This is a genomic window from Achromobacter sp. Marseille-Q4962 (genome assembly GCF_943737005.1).
Taxonomy (GTDB): Bacteria; Pseudomonadota; Gammaproteobacteria; order Burkholderiales; family Burkholderiaceae_B; genus Achromobacter.
Genome location: NZ_CALSFU010000006.1, coordinates 64816 through 80813 on the forward strand (window position 1 = coordinate 64816; position 15998 = coordinate 80813).

Consider the following 15998-nt stretch of genomic DNA (forward strand, 5'->3'; position numbering starts at 1 on the left):
TATCGCATGCTGGAGCTGCCTGCGGAAGCGGTGGAGGGCCTGCGCGCGGCGAGGCGGGTCGTGGTCATGACGGGGTCCGGATTGGGACCGGCTTGCGGCCTGCCGGTGTCGCCACCCGCTTGCCGGATCTGCGGAGCGAGGCTGCGGCCGGGCAAGCACAGGCACGAGGAGCCCGCGGCCGATGGCGTTTGCCGGCTTGCCATGCCGGAGGCGTCGCGCTGCGACATCTTTTTGTGCGCCGGCACTTCGCTGCAGACGCCGGGCGCAATCGACATCGCGCATGCCGCCGTGGCCGCCGGGGCGCGAGTGGTTCAGGCCAACCCCAACCCCACGCCGCTGAATCGCCTGGACGTCATGCACATTCCGTCGCTCGCCGAACTTGCGCTGCCCGTGCTGGCGGCGCGGGCCTGGCCCTAATCAGGCATCGGTGGGCAGATAGGCGCGCGCCAGTGCCTGGGCTTCCCGGGCGAAGCGGGCGCGCGCCGCCGGCGGCGAAAGAATTTCTATCGACGAGGCATGGCCGTGCAGCAATTGCCAGAGCATGACGGAGGGCCGCACGCGCGCGTGGAGAACGAACCCGTTTTCCGCTTCTTCGATCGTCTGGTCCGCGGCGAGCCAGAATTCGCGCAAAGGATGGCGCCGCGGCTTGCCGTCGGCCAGCATGGGCTCGTGCGCGCGCAGCACGAGGCATATCTCGTCTTCCGGGTAGAAGTTGAGCGCCTCTTCTTTTACCGCGTACTCGCGCAGATCGAAGTCCGGATCGAGGTCGGCGGGTTCGTCCAGCAGACGGACTTCGGAAAGCCTGTCCATGCGGAACAGAAAGCGGCGGCCGGGTTTCCTGGGGCCCCAGGCGACCATGTAGAGCACGCCGGCGCGGTCGACCATGCCCAGCGGCGTCATTTCGTAGGCGCGCGGACTCGGCTGTTTCTCGCCGAACGGCGTATTGCGAAAACCCAGTTTGCGGCCGTAGTACAGCGCATGCGTGACCTGCCGGTAAACCTCGGGTTCGACACGCGGCAGCACCATGGGATGCGTGCTGTCTATGCGCAGGGTCTTGCGCGACCAGTTGGCCGCGTCGCCGCCATCCACATGGGGCCGATGGCGCGCCAGGTAGGCGCTCGCCGCCTCGAACGTGGCGGCCAGGTCGTCCAGGACCACCGCGGGAAGATACCGTTCGGCCACTTCCCGCAGCGCGCACATCGCCATGGCCATGTTCACGTTCATGTTCTGGATGCTGAACTGGCTGCGCGCAATGGTGCGGTACCAGCGCCGGTCGCGCGTGGCGCCATGGAATCCGATGCTGTCGACATTTTCCATGGCGCGGCGTATCTGGCGGTCCTGCGGCACCGGATCCTGCAGGCGGGCGAGCCGCTCGCGGATTTCCGACATGCTGATTCCGCAATTTCCGGCTTCCTCGTCCGCAGCGTAGGGGAGGATTTTCAGCAGATTATCCAGAAGGGCGGCTTGACTGGGTGACATGGATATTCAGGGGGAAAGGATATGGATGCAATCCGGCGGTTCTTGACTCTACAAAATGCCCGATTCGTGCCGTTACCGCCAATAACGACCTCCGGCGCGCCCGACACTCGCCCCGCAAGCGGCGCACTGAATCGCGCAATTAATCCATCCGCCGCACAAGACGGAAAAATCCTGCCGCGGCGAATTAAGTCTGAAAACTATAATTCAAAATGTGTAATTAGTATTTAAATGTATACTCCATGCGTTTCACAGGAGAAGCGCCCGCAACCGGCCGCGGCTGGCGGATTCGGAAGGGCTGGGAGAAAACCATGTTGAAAGCAGTGGCAAAGGGTGGGGCGATGGCCCTGATGGCGGCGCTGGTTGCCGGTTGCGCAACCGAGCGTTCGCAGGCGTTGGCGGTTCCGGCCGTGGCCGCGGCCGCCAAGCCGTACCAGGGTGTGCGCAGCCCCATTTCCGTGGGCAAGTTCGACAATCGCTCGAACTATCTGCGCGGCGTGTTCTCCGATGGCGTGGACCGCCTGGGCGGCCAGGCCAAGACGATACTCGTGAGCCACTTGCAGCGCACGGGCCGCTTCCAGGTCATGGACCGCGAGAACCTCACCGAAATCAAGCAGGAGGCTTCTTTCAACAAAGAGGCCAACCGCATCAAGGGCGCGCGCTACGTGGTGACGGGCGACGTGACCGCCTTCGGGCGCAAGGTCACGGGCGACCATCAGCTCTTCGGCATCCTGGGCCGCGGCAAGGAGCAGGTGGCCTATGCCAAGGTGGATCTGAACGTGGTCGACGTGACGACTTCCGAGGTGGTCTATTCGGCGTCGGGCGCGGGCGAATACAGCCTTTCCAACCGTGAGATCGTGGGCTTCGGCGGCACGGCGGGCTACGACTCCACCCTCAACGGCAAGGTGCTGGACCTGGCCATCCGCGAAGCGGTGGACCGCCTGGTCGACGGCATCGAACAGGGCTCCTGGCAGCCCTCGGCGCGCTGAGGAGGCCGGCCATGCACATCAAGCACGAGTCTTGCCGGCGCGCCGCGCGCCTGGCGCTGGTTGCGGGCGCGGCCGCGCTGCTGGCGGCCTGCGCGCAGCCCAAGCCCATGTACACCTGGGACGCCTACCAGCCTGCCCTCTACGCCTATCTCAAGGAAGACGGCGCCGACTATTCCGGGCAGGCGCTCGCCATGGAGAAGAACATCGAAACGGCGCGCGCCACCAACCAGGTGCTGCCGCCGGGCTTCCGCGCCCACCTCGGCATGCTCTACCTGAAGATGGGAGACGGCGACAAGGCGGCGGCGCAGATCGAGGGCGAGAAAACCGCCTTTCCCGAAGCCGCTCCTTTCATGGATTTCCTGCTGCGCAACGCCGGCGGCGCCAAGAGCGCCGCCGCCCAGCCCCCGGCCGACGCGCCCGCGCAGACCTCCGCAGACATTTCCCGGAAAGGAACCTGAACACCATGATCCGAGCCATCATCCGAGCCGGGGCGCTGGCCCTGGCGGCGGCGCTCGCCGGTTGCGCGGCGCCCCAAGCCAACGTCGATTACACCGCGTTCCGCGAAAGCAAGCCGGCCTCGCTGCTGGTGCTGCCGCCGCTGAACAACTCGGTGGACGTGGCGGCCACCTCGGCCGTGCTCGCGCAGGCGACGCGTCCGCTGGCCGAGTCCGGCTACTACGTGGTGCCCGTGGGCGTCATGAACGAAACCTTCAAGCAGAACGGCCTCTACACCGCGGACGACATCCAGAACCTGCCGCCGGCCAGGCTGCGCGAGATCTTCGGCGCCGACGCGGCCATCTACATGACCGTGAAGGAATACGGCAGCACCTACCAGGTGATCAATTCCACCGTGACGGTGGACGTCCAAGCCTCGCTGGTGGACCTGCGCACCGGCGCCAAGCTCTGGGAGGGCGGCAAGCGCGTGGTGCAGGCCAGCGACAGCGGCGGCGGCGGCCTTATCGGCATGCTGGTCAACGCGGTGGTCAACCAGATCATCAACAACCTGTCCGACCGCAGCTACGCGGTGGCGGGCATAACCAATAGCATGCTGCTCAGCGCCGGCCAGCCCGGCGGCATTCTCTACGGGCCGCGCTCGCCACATTACGGGACGCAGTAGCGGGCGCCGCGACGCGCGCATGCAGGGCCGGGCCGCGGCGGGCGCCGGCCCTTTCTTTTCGCGGACCAGGGGCCGGCGCTGCGCCGGACCGCGCCTGCGCGGATCATGGCGACAACGACAGGTTCGCCGCCTTGGCCGCCTGTTTGTACAGGGGAATCTCCCGCGCCATGGTTTCCGCCAGCGCCTGGGAAGAACTGCCGACGGGTTCGATGCCCAGTTCCAGGAGCCGCCTGGCCACGTCGGGCTCGCGCAGGGCGGCGGAGATGGCCGATTGCAGCGTGGCGACGACGGCATCGGGGGTGCCTGCCGGCGCATACAGCGACGACCAGAACGACATGGCGAAACCCTGGACGCCGGACTCGGTAACGGTCGGTACGTCGGGCAGCAGGGTGAAGCGCCTGGCGCCCGTGACGGCGAGGGCGCGCAGATGGCCGCTTCGCAGTTGCGGCAGGACGGCGGCGGCATCGACCAGCGCGAAGTCGATTTCGTTGGACAGGAGCGCGGCGACGACCGCGGAGTTGCCCTTGTAATTGACGACTTCGGCGGGTATGGCGGTCCGGCTCGAGAAGACGGCGGTGGCCAATTGAAAAGAATTCGCGCCGGCCCCGGCGAACAAGGGTTTTCCGTTCTTGCCGGCCAGTGCGGCAAGATCGCCGACGGATCGGGCTGGGCTGTCTTTCTTGACGACGAGAATCATGGGAATGTCGCCAACCAGCGAGATGGGCGCAAAATCGGCCACGGGATCGTAGTCGAGCTCGCGGTATAGAGCGGGGTTGACGGTCATGCCGCTGCTCGGGCCTACCAGCAGGGTATAGCCGTCAGCCGGGGCGCGCTTGACGGCGCCGATGGCGATGGCGCCGCTGGCGCCGGGGCGGTTCTCGACAATGAACGGCTGGCCCAGGCGGCGCTGGAGCTGTTCCGCCATGAGGCGGGCGAGAATGTCGTTGCCGCCGCCGGGCGCAAAGCCCACGATCATGCGTACCGGCCGCGCCGGATAGTCTTGCGCCGCGGCGTGACAGGCCAGCGCCGCTATCAGCATGCCGAGCCACCAGGACAGATACCGTTTCATGTCGCGCTCCAATCGTTGAGTGCCGTGCGCGCTTACTCGGGAATGCACGGATGGCCCATTGTGGACCGCGTGGCTATATTGGGCTCGACTCAACGTGCCAGCCGACGCTGCTGGCAGCGACAGCCCGGAGTCGGCATGGCACCTGAATGGCATCACTGGAGCACCCTCGACCACGGCCCCCATGCGCTGGCGTTCTGGCATGACGCGGTCTGTGCCGGCGTACTGGATTCCGAGTTCTGCGCCGAGCCTGGCGCCGCTTTTGCCGGCACCATGTCCAGCCAGACGCGCACCGAGGCGCGCCTGGTCAACTTTGCAAGCTCGCCGCATCGCATCCGGCGCTCCCAGCGGCATGTCAGCCGCCGGGACAGCGATCACCTCATGCTCAGCCTGCAGGTGCGTGGACGCGCCGTCATGTCGCAGGGGGAGACGCAGGTATGCCTGCAGCCCGGCGAATTCGGCCTGCTCGACCCCTCCTCGGCGTTCGATATCGACTTTCCCGAGCCCACCGCGCGCCGCCTGGTGTTGCTGCCGCGCCACGTGCTGGCCGCGCGCTCGCCGGGCCTGCGGCGCCTGCGCGAACCCGCCAGGCTGCCCGCCGGCATGGCGTTCGCGCCGGTGCTGACCGAGACCATGCGCCTGTTGACCGAAACCGGCCTGACCCTGGAGAGCCGCACGGTCGATACGCTGCTCGATACGGTGGCCGAGATCGTTGCGCTGCAATGCGCGCCGGCGGCCGCGGCGCCTTCGACCGAGCTGTCGTTCGTGGGCGTGAAGCGCCACATCGATACCGCGATCGCCGATCCGGGGCTGTCGCCCGCGTCGGCGGCGGCGGCGTGCCGGATCTCGGTCCGGACGCTGCACAGATTGTTTGCCCGCCACGCCCAGCAGTCGTTCGAGGCGTATGTCGTGCAAACGCGGCTCGCGCTCGCGCGCGAGCTTCTTGCCGCCGGCAAGGCGCGCACCGTGAGCGAAGCCGCGTTCGCATGCGGCTTCAATAATCTCTCCCATTTCACCCGGCGGTTTTCCGAACGCTATGGCGAGCTGCCGGTGAATCTGCTCAGGCAAGGGCAGGCGGGCGCCTGACGCTCTGGGCGGCATCCGCTGGCGCGTTGGGCACAGACCGCGCCGGCGCCGCGCGACAGAATGCGCTTCATCCCGGTTCGTACCGGCCAGCTTCTTCTGTCGCACCATGCCCAAGACCATCGCCATTCATCGCCAGGACCAGGTCCGCGCCGCCGCCGACGCCTGCGTGCATTTCGGTTTCTGCACTGCGGTCTGCCCCACCTATGTGCTCGATGGAGAAGAGCTCGATTCGCCGCGGGGGCGCATCGCGCTGGCGCGCGAGATGCTGGGCAGCGATGCGCCGCCGAGCGAAACCGCCGTGCGGCATCTGGACCGCTGCCTGTCATGCCTGTCTTGCGAGTCCACCTGCGCGGCCGGCGTTTCGTACCGGGACATCATCGACGGGGCGCGCGAGCGCATCGAGCAAAGCCGGGTGCGTCCGCTGCCGCAGCGCATGCTGCGCTCGGCGGTGGCGCGGGTGCTGACTTCGCCGGCGCTGCTCCGTTCCGGGCTCGCGGCGGCCCGGCTCTTGCGCGGCGGCGCGCTCCGGTTGCCTGGACCGCTGGGAGCCATGGCTGCGCTGTCGGCCGCGCCGGCCCTGGTAGCGCTGGCGCCGCGTGCGAAAGCGCCGCCAGCGCGCCGGGCCGCTGCGGTCCGGCGCGTCGCGCTATTGGATGGATGCGCGCAATCGGTGCTGGGAGCCGAGATCAATGCCGCGGCCGAGCGCCTGCTGGCGCGTGCGGGCGTCGCCGTCGAGCCGGTTGCCGGCGTGCGGTGCTGCGGCGCGCTCGAGCTGCACATGGGCCGGCGCCGGTCCGCCGTCCGGCACATGGAGCAGACCGTCAGCCGCTGGGCCGCCGCGCTGGAGGACGGGCGCATCGACGCCATCGTGACCACGACCTCGGGCTGCGCGTCGGTGATCAAGCGCTACGACGCCCTGCTGTCCGACCGTCCCGGGCTCGCGGCCCGGATACGGCGCGTCGTCGATGCCGTGCGGGACATTACCGAGATCGCGCAGGAGCTGGCGCTGGCGCCCACCGGCGCGGCGCAGGGCCTGGCCGCGTCCTATCACGATGCCTGTTCGCTCAAGCACGGGCTGAAGCTGGCCCAGGCGCCGCGCCGCGCCATGGCGGCGCTGGGCATCGACGTGCGCGAGATCGGCGAGTCGCACCTGTGCTGTGGCTCGGCCGGCACCTACAACATCTTCGAGCCCGCGCTCGCGCAGCGGCTGGGCCAGCGCAAGGCGGCGCATGCGGCGGCCGGGCGGCCGGACGTGATTGCCGCGGGAAACATGGGCTGCCTGGTGCAGATATCGCGCTTTACGCCGGTACCCGTGGCGCACACCGTCCAGTTGCTGGATTGGGCTACCGGCGGCCCGGCTCCGCGCGGACTCGAGAACTTCCAGCCGCGGGCCGCCGCCAGGGCCGATTTTCCGGCGCAGGCGGCGATGCCGGCTTCGACAACCGCCGACAACGGCGATCTACTGTGGTGATCCGCATGCCTTCCAACGACCCTATCATCGATTTCGCCAGCGCGGTTGCGGCCGAGCTCGGCGCAGACGCCATCACGATCGGAGACGAGGTGCTCGACCGCTATGGGGAACATACCCTGCCCGGTCCCGACGTGCGCCCCGGCGCGGTGGCGTATCCGGATTCGACCGCGGCGGTGCAGACGCTGGTGCGCCTGGCGAACCGCTTCCGCGTGCAGCTGTATCCCATCAGCAACGGCCAGAACATCGGCCTGGGCACGCGTTCGCCCGTGCGTCCCGGCCAGGTGGTCGTCGACCTGGGCAGGCGCATGAACCGCATTCTCGAGGTCAACGAGGAACTGGGCTATTGCGTGCTCGAGCCGGGCGTGAGTTTTCGCGCCATGCACGACGAATTGCGCCGCCGCGAGAGCCGGCTGATGATCTCTCCCACCGCCGGCCCGTCGCAGGGCAGCATACTCGCGAATGCGCTGGACAAAGGGGGAGGCAGCGGCGCCTACGCGGATCACTTCGGCATGAGCTGCGGCATGGAAGTCGTGCTCGGCAATGGCGACGTGATCCGCACCGGCGACGGCAGCCTCGCGGGCGACGCGCATCCCAACTGGCACGTGTCCAAATACAGTTTCGGCCCCATGCTGGACGGCCTGTTCTCGCAATCGAATTTCGGCATCGTCACACGCATGGGTATGTGGCTCATGCCCCGGCCGCCGCACATCGAGCCGTTCTTCTTCACGTTTCCCGACGACGAGGACCTGGCCGGCATCATCGACCGCATCCGTCCGCTCAAGCAGACCAATTTCGTGCCCACGCTGATCCGGGCCACCAATGATCTGTACCTGCTTTCCTCGGCGGCGACCCACCCGGAGTACGCGGCCAGCGGCGGCGCCCGGACCTTGTCCGACGAGGGGCGGGCCGCTTTGCGCCGCGAATACGGCCTGGGCGCATGGACGGTATCCGGAGCGCTGTATGGCGCCAGCCGGGAGGCCGTCGAGCCGCAGCTCGAGCGCGTCGCGCGTCATTTCCTGGCATTGGGCAAAGGGAGGCGGATCCCGCTGGACGAGGCCGAGCGCATCGGGCCGCTGCACATCGCCATCAATTCCAATACCGGCGTACCGACGGACAGCGAGCTGAAAATGCTGGGCTGGCGTCCCGGCGGCGGCGCGATCTGGCTGTCCGCAGGGTCGCCGGTGGTGGGCGAGGTGGTCAACGGCTTTCAGCGCAAGGCGCGCCGCATCTGCGAGGACCATGGGCTGGAATACCTGCTGTCGAACGTATGCGGCGCGAGGTTCGCGCGCAGCGTCCATGCGATTCTCTATAACCGCGAGGACGCCGCCGAGACGGCGCGGGCCGATGCTTGCTACCGGGCGCTGGGAGAGCTGTTCGCGTCGAGCGGGGTTTTCGTGGGGCGGGCGCCCACGATGTACCACGGGTTCCACCAGGCGCAGCGCATGCCGGAGTTCGTGCGCGCCTGCTCGTCGATCAAGGCAGCCCTGGACCCGAACGGCGTCATCGCGCCGGGCAAGTACGGCATCGAGTAGCCCGCCCGCTCGGCGCTATGCCGCCAGCCCCCGCAGGTCGGGATGCCGCAGGTGCCAGTCCGTGGCGTGCTGGAAGGCGATGCCGATGCGGCAGAGCAGGCCGTCGTCGTAAGGCTTGCCCAGGAGCTGGATGCCGACCGGCATGCCGTGCGCGCCGAAGCCGGCGGGCAGCGCCAGGCCGCAGGCGCCCAGGAAATTGCCGGCGCGGCTGAAGGCGGCCAGCGGCGTGGCCGCTTCGTCAACCTCTTCCAGGAGGCAGGCTTCGAAAGGCAGGGCGGGGGTCAGCAGCGCGTCCGTGGCGGCCATCCAGTCCTTCCATGCCTGCCGGGTCCGGGCATGCTCCTCCATGGCGGCCAGGTAGTCGGCGGCGCTCAGGGCCTTGCCGGCCAGGATGCGCTGGCGCACGTAGGGGCCGAAGGGCTGGGCCGGGTCTTCGATGTAGGCGCGGTGCAGGGCGTAGGCTTCGGCGGCGATGATGCGGCCGTTGCTGAGCATCAGACCGTGGAAATCGAAGGGCACGTGGACCTCTTCCACTTGCGCGCCCAGGTCTTGCAGCACGCGGCGGGCGGCCTGCAGGGCGGCGGCCACCGCGGGCGCGACGGGCATGGGGTACTGGGTTTCGGGCAGCACGGCGATGCGCACGCCTTGCAGGGGGCGGGCGCCCGGGCGCGGAAGCGCGGCGTCGAAGCGGGGCGCGGCGAGCGTGGCGGGGTCGTGTTCGTCGGGCCCGGCCAGCGCCTGCGTCAGCAGGGCCGCGTCGCGCGCGTCGCGGGTGAGGGGGCCGATGGAGTCGAGCGTGGCCGACAGCGGCACCGCGCCGTGGCGGCTGATAAAGCCGCAGGTGGTCTTCAGCCCGGTGACGCCGTTGAGCGCGGCCGGAATGCGGACCGAGCCGCCGGTGTCGGACCCGATCGCGGCGGGAGCCAGCCCGGCCGCGACCGCGACGCCCGAGCCGCTGGACGAGCCGCCGGGAATGCGGTGCGCCCCGAGATCCCAGGGGTTGCGCGGCGTGCCCATCAGGGGGTTCGTGCCCCAGCCGCCGAAGGCGAATTCCACCATGTGCGTCTTGCCCAGCGGCACCATGCCGGCGGCGAGCAGGCGCTCGACCACGGTGGCCGTCAGCGGGCTGCGGCGTCCGCGCCAGGCCAGGGAGCCGGCCGTGGTGACGCGGCCGCGCATTTCGCAGAGATCCTTGATGGCGATGGGCAGGCCGTCCAGGGGGCCGAGGAGACAGTCGTGCGCGCGCCGCAGGTCGGCGGCCTGCGCAAGCGCCAGGGTGCGGGCTTCGTCCACTTCGACGTAGGCGCCCAGCGCCGCGTTGGCGCGCGCGATGCGCGCCAGGTAATGCTGCGCCAGCTCCACGGCGCTGTAGCGGCGGGCTTCCAGCCCTGCGGCCAGCGATGCCAGGCTGGAAAATGCGAGTTCTGCCATGTCTTCCTCGATGGTGGTGTAAATGCCCCGGCGCCGCGTCCCGGGTCAGGCGCCTGCGCCGGGGCCTTGCGGATCAGCGCCGGTTCCAGGCCGGCGCGGGATAGACCGCCTTGGCCGTGGCGACGTCCTCGGGCCACACGGGCGCCATTTTCTTGCCCGGCAGCAGCTGCACGACCGGGAAAGGCATCTTGAGCTGCTTGCCCGTCTCGTCGATGGCATAGGGGCCGGCCATCACGGTGAGCTTGTCGGAGAGGTCCATGGAGGCCTGCTTGAGCGCCGCGGCGTCGGTGGAGCCAGCCTTCTTGATGATCTCTTCGGTCAGCGCGCCTGCGCCGTAGGCGAGCGCGGTCTGGAAGTCGGGCGGGAACTCGGCCTTGGGGAACAGCGCGTCGTAGGCCCGGGCGAACTGCTCGCGCGTCATGCCCGCGTTGACTTTCCAGTTGATGGCGGGGTGGTAGTTGGTGTGGCTGAAGATGTAGTCGGCGTCGGCGCCGATGGCCTGGAACTGCGGCGTGGAGGCATACACCATGAAGGTGTACGGAAAGTTGATGTCGAGCTGCTTCATCTGGCGCGTCATGCTGATGAGGTCGCCTTCGTACGAGGTCGGAATCAGCGCTTCGGCGCCGGCGGCCTTGGCTTTCTGCAGCAGGGTGCTGAAGTCTTTCTGGCCTTTCGGGTACTTCTCGTCCATGACGAGCTGCAGGCCGAGCCGCTTGGCCTGCTCGCGGCCGCCGGCGGCCAGGCCCGCGGGGAACGGCTCGTCGGAATACAGCAGCGCGACTTTCTTCACGCCGAGGCGGGCGGCCAGCTCGGTGGGCGCCTTGAGCATGGCCGACACCGGCATCTGCGTGCCCGAGACCATGTACTTGAATCCCTGCCTGTACAGGTCGTCGCTGGCGGCGGACCAGACCATCATGTACTTGCCCAGGCGTTCGGTGACGGTGGCGGCGGCGGCCGTCAGCGTGGAGCCGAAGGGGGCGAACACCAGATCGACTTTTTCATCGACAATCAGGCGTTCGTAGACGCGGGTGACCATCTGCTTGTCGCTGCGGTCGTCGAGCTTGACGAGTTCGACCGGGTGTTTCTTGCCGCCGAACTCGATGCCGCCCCGCTTGTTGACGTCATGGACCCACAGTTCCACGCCGCGCACGCCCGACTGGGAGGCAAGGGCGAAACTGCCGGTGGACGAGACGGTCATGCCGATCCGGATTGTGTCGGAGGACTGCGCCGAGCCGGGGGCCGGCGCCAGCGCCGCGGCCGCCAGCATGATGGCGGACAGGCGGGATAACCACTGACTTCTGAGCATGGGAAGACTCCTGGGATTGCAGGGATGGGAAATGCCGACAGTCGCCGCTACAGGCCAACCGCAAGTCGTATTGCGCACGATTTGCGCAATCGCGCAAATAGCGTATAACAAAAAGGTATGGAGTGCACGCCTTGAACAAACTCAATTACCGGCAGACCGAAATGCTCTGGGCCATCGTTACCGCCGGCTCGATCAGCGGCGCGGCCCGGCTGCTGGGCATCAGCCAGCCCGCCGTGAGCCGCATGCTGGCGCACACGGAAAAGCAGCTCGGCCTGGAGCTGTTCGAGCGGGTGCGCGGGCGGCTGCAGCCCACGCGCCAGGTCCACAGCCTGTTCGAGGAGATCGACCGCGCGCAGCGGATGATGCAGCGCGTCAACGACCTGGCCGAGGCGCTGTCCAGCCATGGCTCGGGCGTGCTGCGGCTGACGTCCATTCCCAGCCTCACCCAGTACCTGGTGCCCCGGGCCGTGGCCCGCTTCCAGCAGCGCCATCCCGACGTGCTGCTGCGGCTCAACGCCACCGCCCTGACGCAGATGCTGCCCGACGTGCTCCACGGCGAGGCCGAGCTGGGGCTGGTCGTCATGCAGGCCGACCACCCTTTTCTCACCAATATCCCCCTGCACACGGGGCGCATGGTGGCGGCCATTCCGCGTGGCCATCCGCTGGCCGGGCGGGCGTCGGTGAGCCTGGCGGACCTGTCGCCGCACCCGCTCATCGTGGTCGGCACCCGCATGCCCTACGGCATGCTGGCCCTCAATGCCTTCGAACAGGCCGGCCTGCCGGTGAAGATGTGCGCGGACGTGCCCTGGAGCCACCTGGCCTGCGCGCTGGTCAATGCCGGCGCCGGCATTGCCGTCATCGACGAATTCACCGTCATGCACAACATCTGGCCCGAGGTGGCCATCGTGCCGCTGGCCGAGAACATTCCCCTGCACATCAGCGCCATCCACACCAGCAATCGTCCGCTGTCGCGCATTGCCGGCGAGTTCGTCGAGGAGCTCCAGGCGGTGCTGCGTGAGACTTTCTCGCCGAAATCCAGGGTAAACACTTAACCTTTAGTTATGGTTTTTCCGGGCTGAACTGCGCATAATCCGTTACGCAAGTGACGGCCGTTTTTCCCCATCCACCCGGAGGAAAACCATGAGCAGCAGCCCCGTCGCGGCGACCGGCCTGCCGGCCCGCGAACACGACCAGCGCATCGCGCGCCTGCGCATCCGCATCGCCATCGGCATCTTCCTGGCGCTGTGCGCCGCCCTGGCCCTGGTGCCGGGCGCCACCTCGAACGTGTCGTTCGCGTTCTACCTGATGCTGTGGATCACCATGGCCAGCGCCATGAATATCTGCGTGGGATTCACGGGCTACCTGCCGTTCGGCTACGTGGTGTTCTACGGCGTGGGCGCCTACGGCACGGGCGTCTGCTACAAGGTGCTGCAGTGGCCCATCCTGCCCTCGCTGGCCGCGGCCGGCGTCGCCGGGGTGCTGCTCTCGCTGCTGTTCGCGCCCACGCTGCGCCTGCGCGGCGTGTACTTCGGCATTGTCAGCCTGGCGCTGGCGAGCATCGTGCGCCTGTTGATCTCCAACCTGCCCGACGCCTACACGGGCGGCAGCATGGGCCTGATCCTGTCCAATGCCAACAATCCCACGCACAGCTACTACGCCATGCTGGCGGTCATGGCCGCCTGCCTGGCCACGGTGACCTGGCTGTCGGTGTCGCCGCTGGGCAAGGCCCTCAAGGCCATCCGCGACGACGACATGGCGGCCGCCTGCGTGGGCGTCCACGTGCCGCGCACCCGGCTGAAGGCGTGGATGCTGGCTGCGCTCTTTCCCGCGCTGGCGGGCGGGGTGGAGGCCTGGTACACCAACGTCGTCGATCCCGAATACGCCTTCCATGTGCTGGTCACGGCCAAGAGCATCATCTACGCCATGGCCGGCGGCTTCGGCACCATTCTCGGCCCGGTGGCCGGCACCCTGGCGCTGCTGGGCATCGACCACCTGATCTGGCAGAAATTCCCGGTGCTGAACCTGCTGCTGCTGGGGCTGGTGATCGTGCTTCTCATGCTGTTCCTGCCGCGCGGCATCCTGGGCAGCCTGCTGAAGCGCTATCCCAGGCTGCGGCAATACATCGCCTGAATCCGCCAAGACAGAAAAGGGGAATGCGGCATGAGCGGACTTCTCATCCAGGGCCTGATAAACGGCCTCATACTCGGCGCCATCTACGGCCTGATCGGCGTCGGTCTCAATGTGGTGTTCGGCGTGCTGCGCGTCGTGAACTTCGCCCATGGCGAGTTCCTCGTGCTGGGGGCCTATTTCGCCTATTTCCTCATGGAGCAGGCGGGCGTCAATCCGGTGGCGGCGCTGCCGCTCGCCTTCCTGGTGTTCTTCGCGGCGGGCTACGCGCTCTATTACGTCCTGATCCCGCGCCTGTCGCGCTCGGATGACCCCGAGCTCAGCTCCCTGCTGCTGATGTTCGGCGTGTCCATCATGCTGGGCGCGCTGATGCTGCTGGTTTTCGACGCCGACGCCCGCACGCTGCCCTTCAGCATCGAGCCCGTGTTCCTGAAGTTCGGGCCGGTGCTGATTCCGTCGGTGCGGCTGCTCGCGCTGGCGATCGCGCTGGCCACGATCGGCGCGCTGGCCTGGTTCCTGTACCGCACGCAGGTGGGAAAGGCGCTGCGCGCCATCATCATGAACCGCGATGCCGTGCGCATCGTGGGCATCAACGCCGAGCGGCTGTCGGCCGTTGCCTTCGGCCTGGGCATCGGGCTGGCCGGCGTGACCGGCGTGCTGGTCGCCCTGGTGTTTCCCTCGTTCTCGCCTTTCATGGGCAACGACTACACGCTGATCGGCTTCATCGTCATCGTGCTCGGCGGGCTGGGGCATCCGGTGGGAGCGCTGGTGGGCGCGCTGCTGTTCGGCGTCACCGAGCAGGTTTCGGTGGTGTTCTTCAACCCTTCCATCGCCACCATCCTGGGCTTCGCGCTGATGGTGGGCATGATCTTCGCGCGCCCGACCGGCCTGTTCGGCCAGCGCGTGCTGCGTTGAGACGGAGCCACCCATGCTGCGAGTGACGAACCTGAAAAAACGCTTCGGCGGCCTGACCGCGCTGCAGGGCGTGGACCTGCACGTGCCGCGCCGCGCCATCCTGGGCATCATCGGCATGAACGGTTCGGGCAAGACCACGCTGCTGAATTGCATCAATGGCCTGTACGTGCCCGACGAAGGCCGCATCGAGCTGGACGGCCAGCCCATCGGCGGGCTGCCCACGCACGAAATCGCCCGCCGGGGCGTGGGCCGCACCTTCCAGGTGCCGCGCGTGTTCGCTCACCTGAGCCTGCTGGACAACCTGGACGTGGCCCAGCAGCAGACCCCGCGCTCGGCCGAGGAGCGCCAGAGCCAGTCCGAGTACTGGCTGCACAAGGTGGAGCTGTACCGCCTGCGCCACAACCATGCCGAGGAACTGTCGGGCGGGCAGCAGAAGCTGCTGGAGCTTGCGCGCATCATGGTGGCGCGGCCCAAGGTCATCCTGCTCGACGAGCCGTTCGCCGGCGTCAACCCGTCGCTGGCGCAGCTGCTGATCTCCATCATCCGCGAGGTGCCCACCGAGCACGACTGCTCGGTCGTGCTGGTGTCGCACGACCTGACGTCGATCTACCAGCTATCGCATCACATCATCGTGATGAACGAAGGCGCGATTCTCTGCGAGGGGGACGCGGACGTGGTGCGCAACGACGAGCGCGTGGTGGAAGCCTACCTGGGAGCCTGAGCCATGAATACGCAGCCGGTACTCGCGCTGGACAACGTCACCGTGGCCTACCACGGCGACATCACCATCCTGAACGGCGTCAGCATCCAGGCGCGGCGCGGCCAGGTCACGGGCATCATCGGCCCCAACGGCGCGGGCAAGTCCACCGTGCTCAAGACGCTGTTCGGTTTCCTGCCGCTGCGCGGCGGCCGCATCACGCTGGACGGGCGCGACATCAGCCGGCAGCCCGCGCACCAGCGCGCAGAAAGCGGCGTGGCGTTCGTGCCGCAGCACCGCAGCCTGTTCGGCGAACTGTCGGTGGAAGACAACCTGCTGCTGGGCTGCTGGCCGTTCCGCCGCGACAAGGCGCGGGTGCGCAGGCGCATCGACAGCGTATACGCGCGCTTTCCCATCCTGGCCCAGAAGCGCAATGACCCCGTTTCCAGCATGAGCGGCGGCCAGCAGCGCTTCGTCGAGTTCGGCCGGGCCCTGCTCAACGAACCCGAGGTCATCCTGCTGGACGAGCCCACCGCCATGCTGGCGCCCAAGATCTCCAAGGAGCTCTACGCGCTGATCCGCGGCTTTGCCGACGAGGGCATGACCGTGGTGCTGGTGGACCAGAACGTGCGGCGCTGCGCGGAGATCTCGGACTACCTGTACATCCTGGAGCTCGGCCGCAACAAGGCCGAGGGCGGCAGGGACCAGTTCCACGAGGAAGGGGGGCTGCGCGACATGGTGGCCTCCTGGATGGACTACAAGATCGATTGAGCGAGACGCCCGGC

16 protein-coding genes are annotated in these 15998 nt (G+C 68.0%); 12 read left to right on the top strand and 4 right to left on the bottom strand.

Translation table 11 applies throughout. The features are described from left to right. Window positions 1-6 precede the first annotated feature (6 nt). Window positions 7-417, top strand: a complete 411-nt coding sequence (locus NGJ44_RS06680) for an SIR2 family NAD-dependent protein deacylase (protein WP_251863477.1) — start codon at window positions 7-9, stop codon at window positions 415-417. Here NGJ44_RS06680 and NGJ44_RS06685 read toward each other — a convergent pair whose 3' ends face one another. Next, window positions 418-1389 (bottom strand): helix-turn-helix transcriptional regulator, encoded by a 972-nt coding sequence (locus tag NGJ44_RS06685; protein WP_251863478.1) that lies wholly within the window; start codon window positions 1387-1389, stop codon window positions 418-420. 398 nt (window positions 1390-1787) lie between these two features. Between NGJ44_RS06685 and NGJ44_RS06690 the strand changes: the two genes are divergently transcribed. Genes NGJ44_RS06690 through NGJ44_RS06700 form a run of 3 tightly spaced genes read left to right on the top strand, consistent with a single transcriptional unit; the run spans window position 1788 to window position 3582 of the window. Next, complete coding sequence (locus NGJ44_RS06690) at window positions 1788-2465, top strand: CsgG/HfaB family protein (protein ID WP_082308516.1); 678 nt, start codon at window positions 1788-1790, stop codon at window positions 2463-2465. Window positions 2466-2476: 11 nt separating this feature from the next. Next, on the top strand, window positions 2477-2923 hold the full coding sequence (locus NGJ44_RS06695) for a DUF4810 domain-containing protein (protein ID WP_251863479.1): 447 nt from the start codon (window positions 2477-2479) through the stop codon (window positions 2921-2923). Between the two features lie 5 nt (window positions 2924-2928). Further along, window positions 2929-3582 (top strand): DUF799 domain-containing protein, encoded by a 654-nt coding sequence (locus NGJ44_RS06700; RefSeq protein ID WP_251863480.1) that lies wholly within the window; start codon window positions 2929-2931, stop codon window positions 3580-3582. A gap of 103 nt (window positions 3583-3685) precedes the next feature. On the opposite strand, the gene NGJ44_RS06705 is transcribed toward NGJ44_RS06700, so the two are convergent. Further along, window positions 3686-4651 (bottom strand): Bug family tripartite tricarboxylate transporter substrate binding protein, encoded by a 966-nt coding sequence (locus tag NGJ44_RS06705; protein ID WP_251863481.1) that lies wholly within the window; start codon window positions 4649-4651, stop codon window positions 3686-3688. A gap of 135 nt (window positions 4652-4786) precedes the next feature. Between NGJ44_RS06705 and NGJ44_RS06710 the strand changes: the two genes are divergently transcribed. From NGJ44_RS06710 to NGJ44_RS06720, 3 genes are all read left to right on the top strand, one after another. Beyond that, the gene (locus tag NGJ44_RS06710) at window positions 4787-5734 is read left to right on the top strand and encodes a helix-turn-helix domain-containing protein (RefSeq protein WP_251863482.1); all 948 of its coding nucleotides are present in this window, start codon (window positions 4787-4789) and stop codon (window positions 5732-5734) included. A gap of 106 nt (window positions 5735-5840) precedes the next feature. Then, the gene (gene glcF, locus NGJ44_RS06715; protein ID WP_251863483.1) at window positions 5841-7205 is read left to right on the top strand and encodes a glycolate oxidase subunit GlcF; all 1365 of its coding nucleotides are present in this window, start codon (window positions 5841-5843) and stop codon (window positions 7203-7205) included. 5 nt (window positions 7206-7210) lie between these two features. Then, window positions 7211-8737, top strand: a complete 1527-nt coding sequence (locus NGJ44_RS06720) for an FAD-binding oxidoreductase (RefSeq protein WP_251863484.1) — start codon at window positions 7211-7213, stop codon at window positions 8735-8737. 15 nt (window positions 8738-8752) lie between these two features. Here the strand turns inward: NGJ44_RS06720 and NGJ44_RS06725 are convergent, their stop codons facing one another. Together NGJ44_RS06725 and NGJ44_RS06730 are read right to left on the bottom strand one after the other, a co-directional pair. After that, entirely contained in the window at window positions 8753-10168 is a 1416-nt protein-coding gene (locus NGJ44_RS06725; protein ID WP_251863485.1) for an amidase, read from the bottom strand. Between the two features lie 73 nt (window positions 10169-10241). Next, window positions 10242-11474, bottom strand: coding sequence for an amino acid ABC transporter substrate-binding protein (locus NGJ44_RS06730; RefSeq protein WP_053246510.1), 1233 nt, complete (start codon window positions 11472-11474; stop codon window positions 10242-10244). 122 nt (window positions 11475-11596) lie between these two features. On the opposite strand from NGJ44_RS06730, the gene NGJ44_RS06735 reads away from it, so the two are divergent. From NGJ44_RS06735 to NGJ44_RS06755, 5 genes are all read left to right on the top strand, one after another. Then, entirely contained in the window at window positions 11597-12526 is a 930-nt protein-coding gene (locus tag NGJ44_RS06735; protein WP_053246509.1) for a LysR family transcriptional regulator, read from the top strand. Between the two features lie 88 nt (window positions 12527-12614). Continuing rightward, complete coding sequence (locus tag NGJ44_RS06740) at window positions 12615-13604, top strand: branched-chain amino acid ABC transporter permease (RefSeq protein WP_251863486.1); 990 nt, start codon at window positions 12615-12617, stop codon at window positions 13602-13604. A gap of 30 nt (window positions 13605-13634) precedes the next feature. Further along, the gene (locus NGJ44_RS06745) at window positions 13635-14516 is read left to right on the top strand and encodes a branched-chain amino acid ABC transporter permease (RefSeq protein ID WP_053246508.1); all 882 of its coding nucleotides are present in this window, start codon (window positions 13635-13637) and stop codon (window positions 14514-14516) included. A 13-nt stretch (window positions 14517-14529) separates the two neighbouring features. Beyond that, the gene (locus NGJ44_RS06750) at window positions 14530-15237 is read left to right on the top strand and encodes an ABC transporter ATP-binding protein (protein ID WP_251863487.1); all 708 of its coding nucleotides are present in this window, start codon (window positions 14530-14532) and stop codon (window positions 15235-15237) included. A gap of 3 nt (window positions 15238-15240) precedes the next feature. Then, window positions 15241-15984 carry a branched-chain amino acid ABC transporter ATP-binding protein gene (locus tag NGJ44_RS06755; protein ID WP_053246506.1) on the top strand — a complete coding sequence of 248 codons (744 nt, stop codon included), beginning with the start codon at window positions 15241-15243 and terminating at the stop codon, window positions 15982-15984. Window positions 15985-15998: the final 14 nt, after the last annotated feature.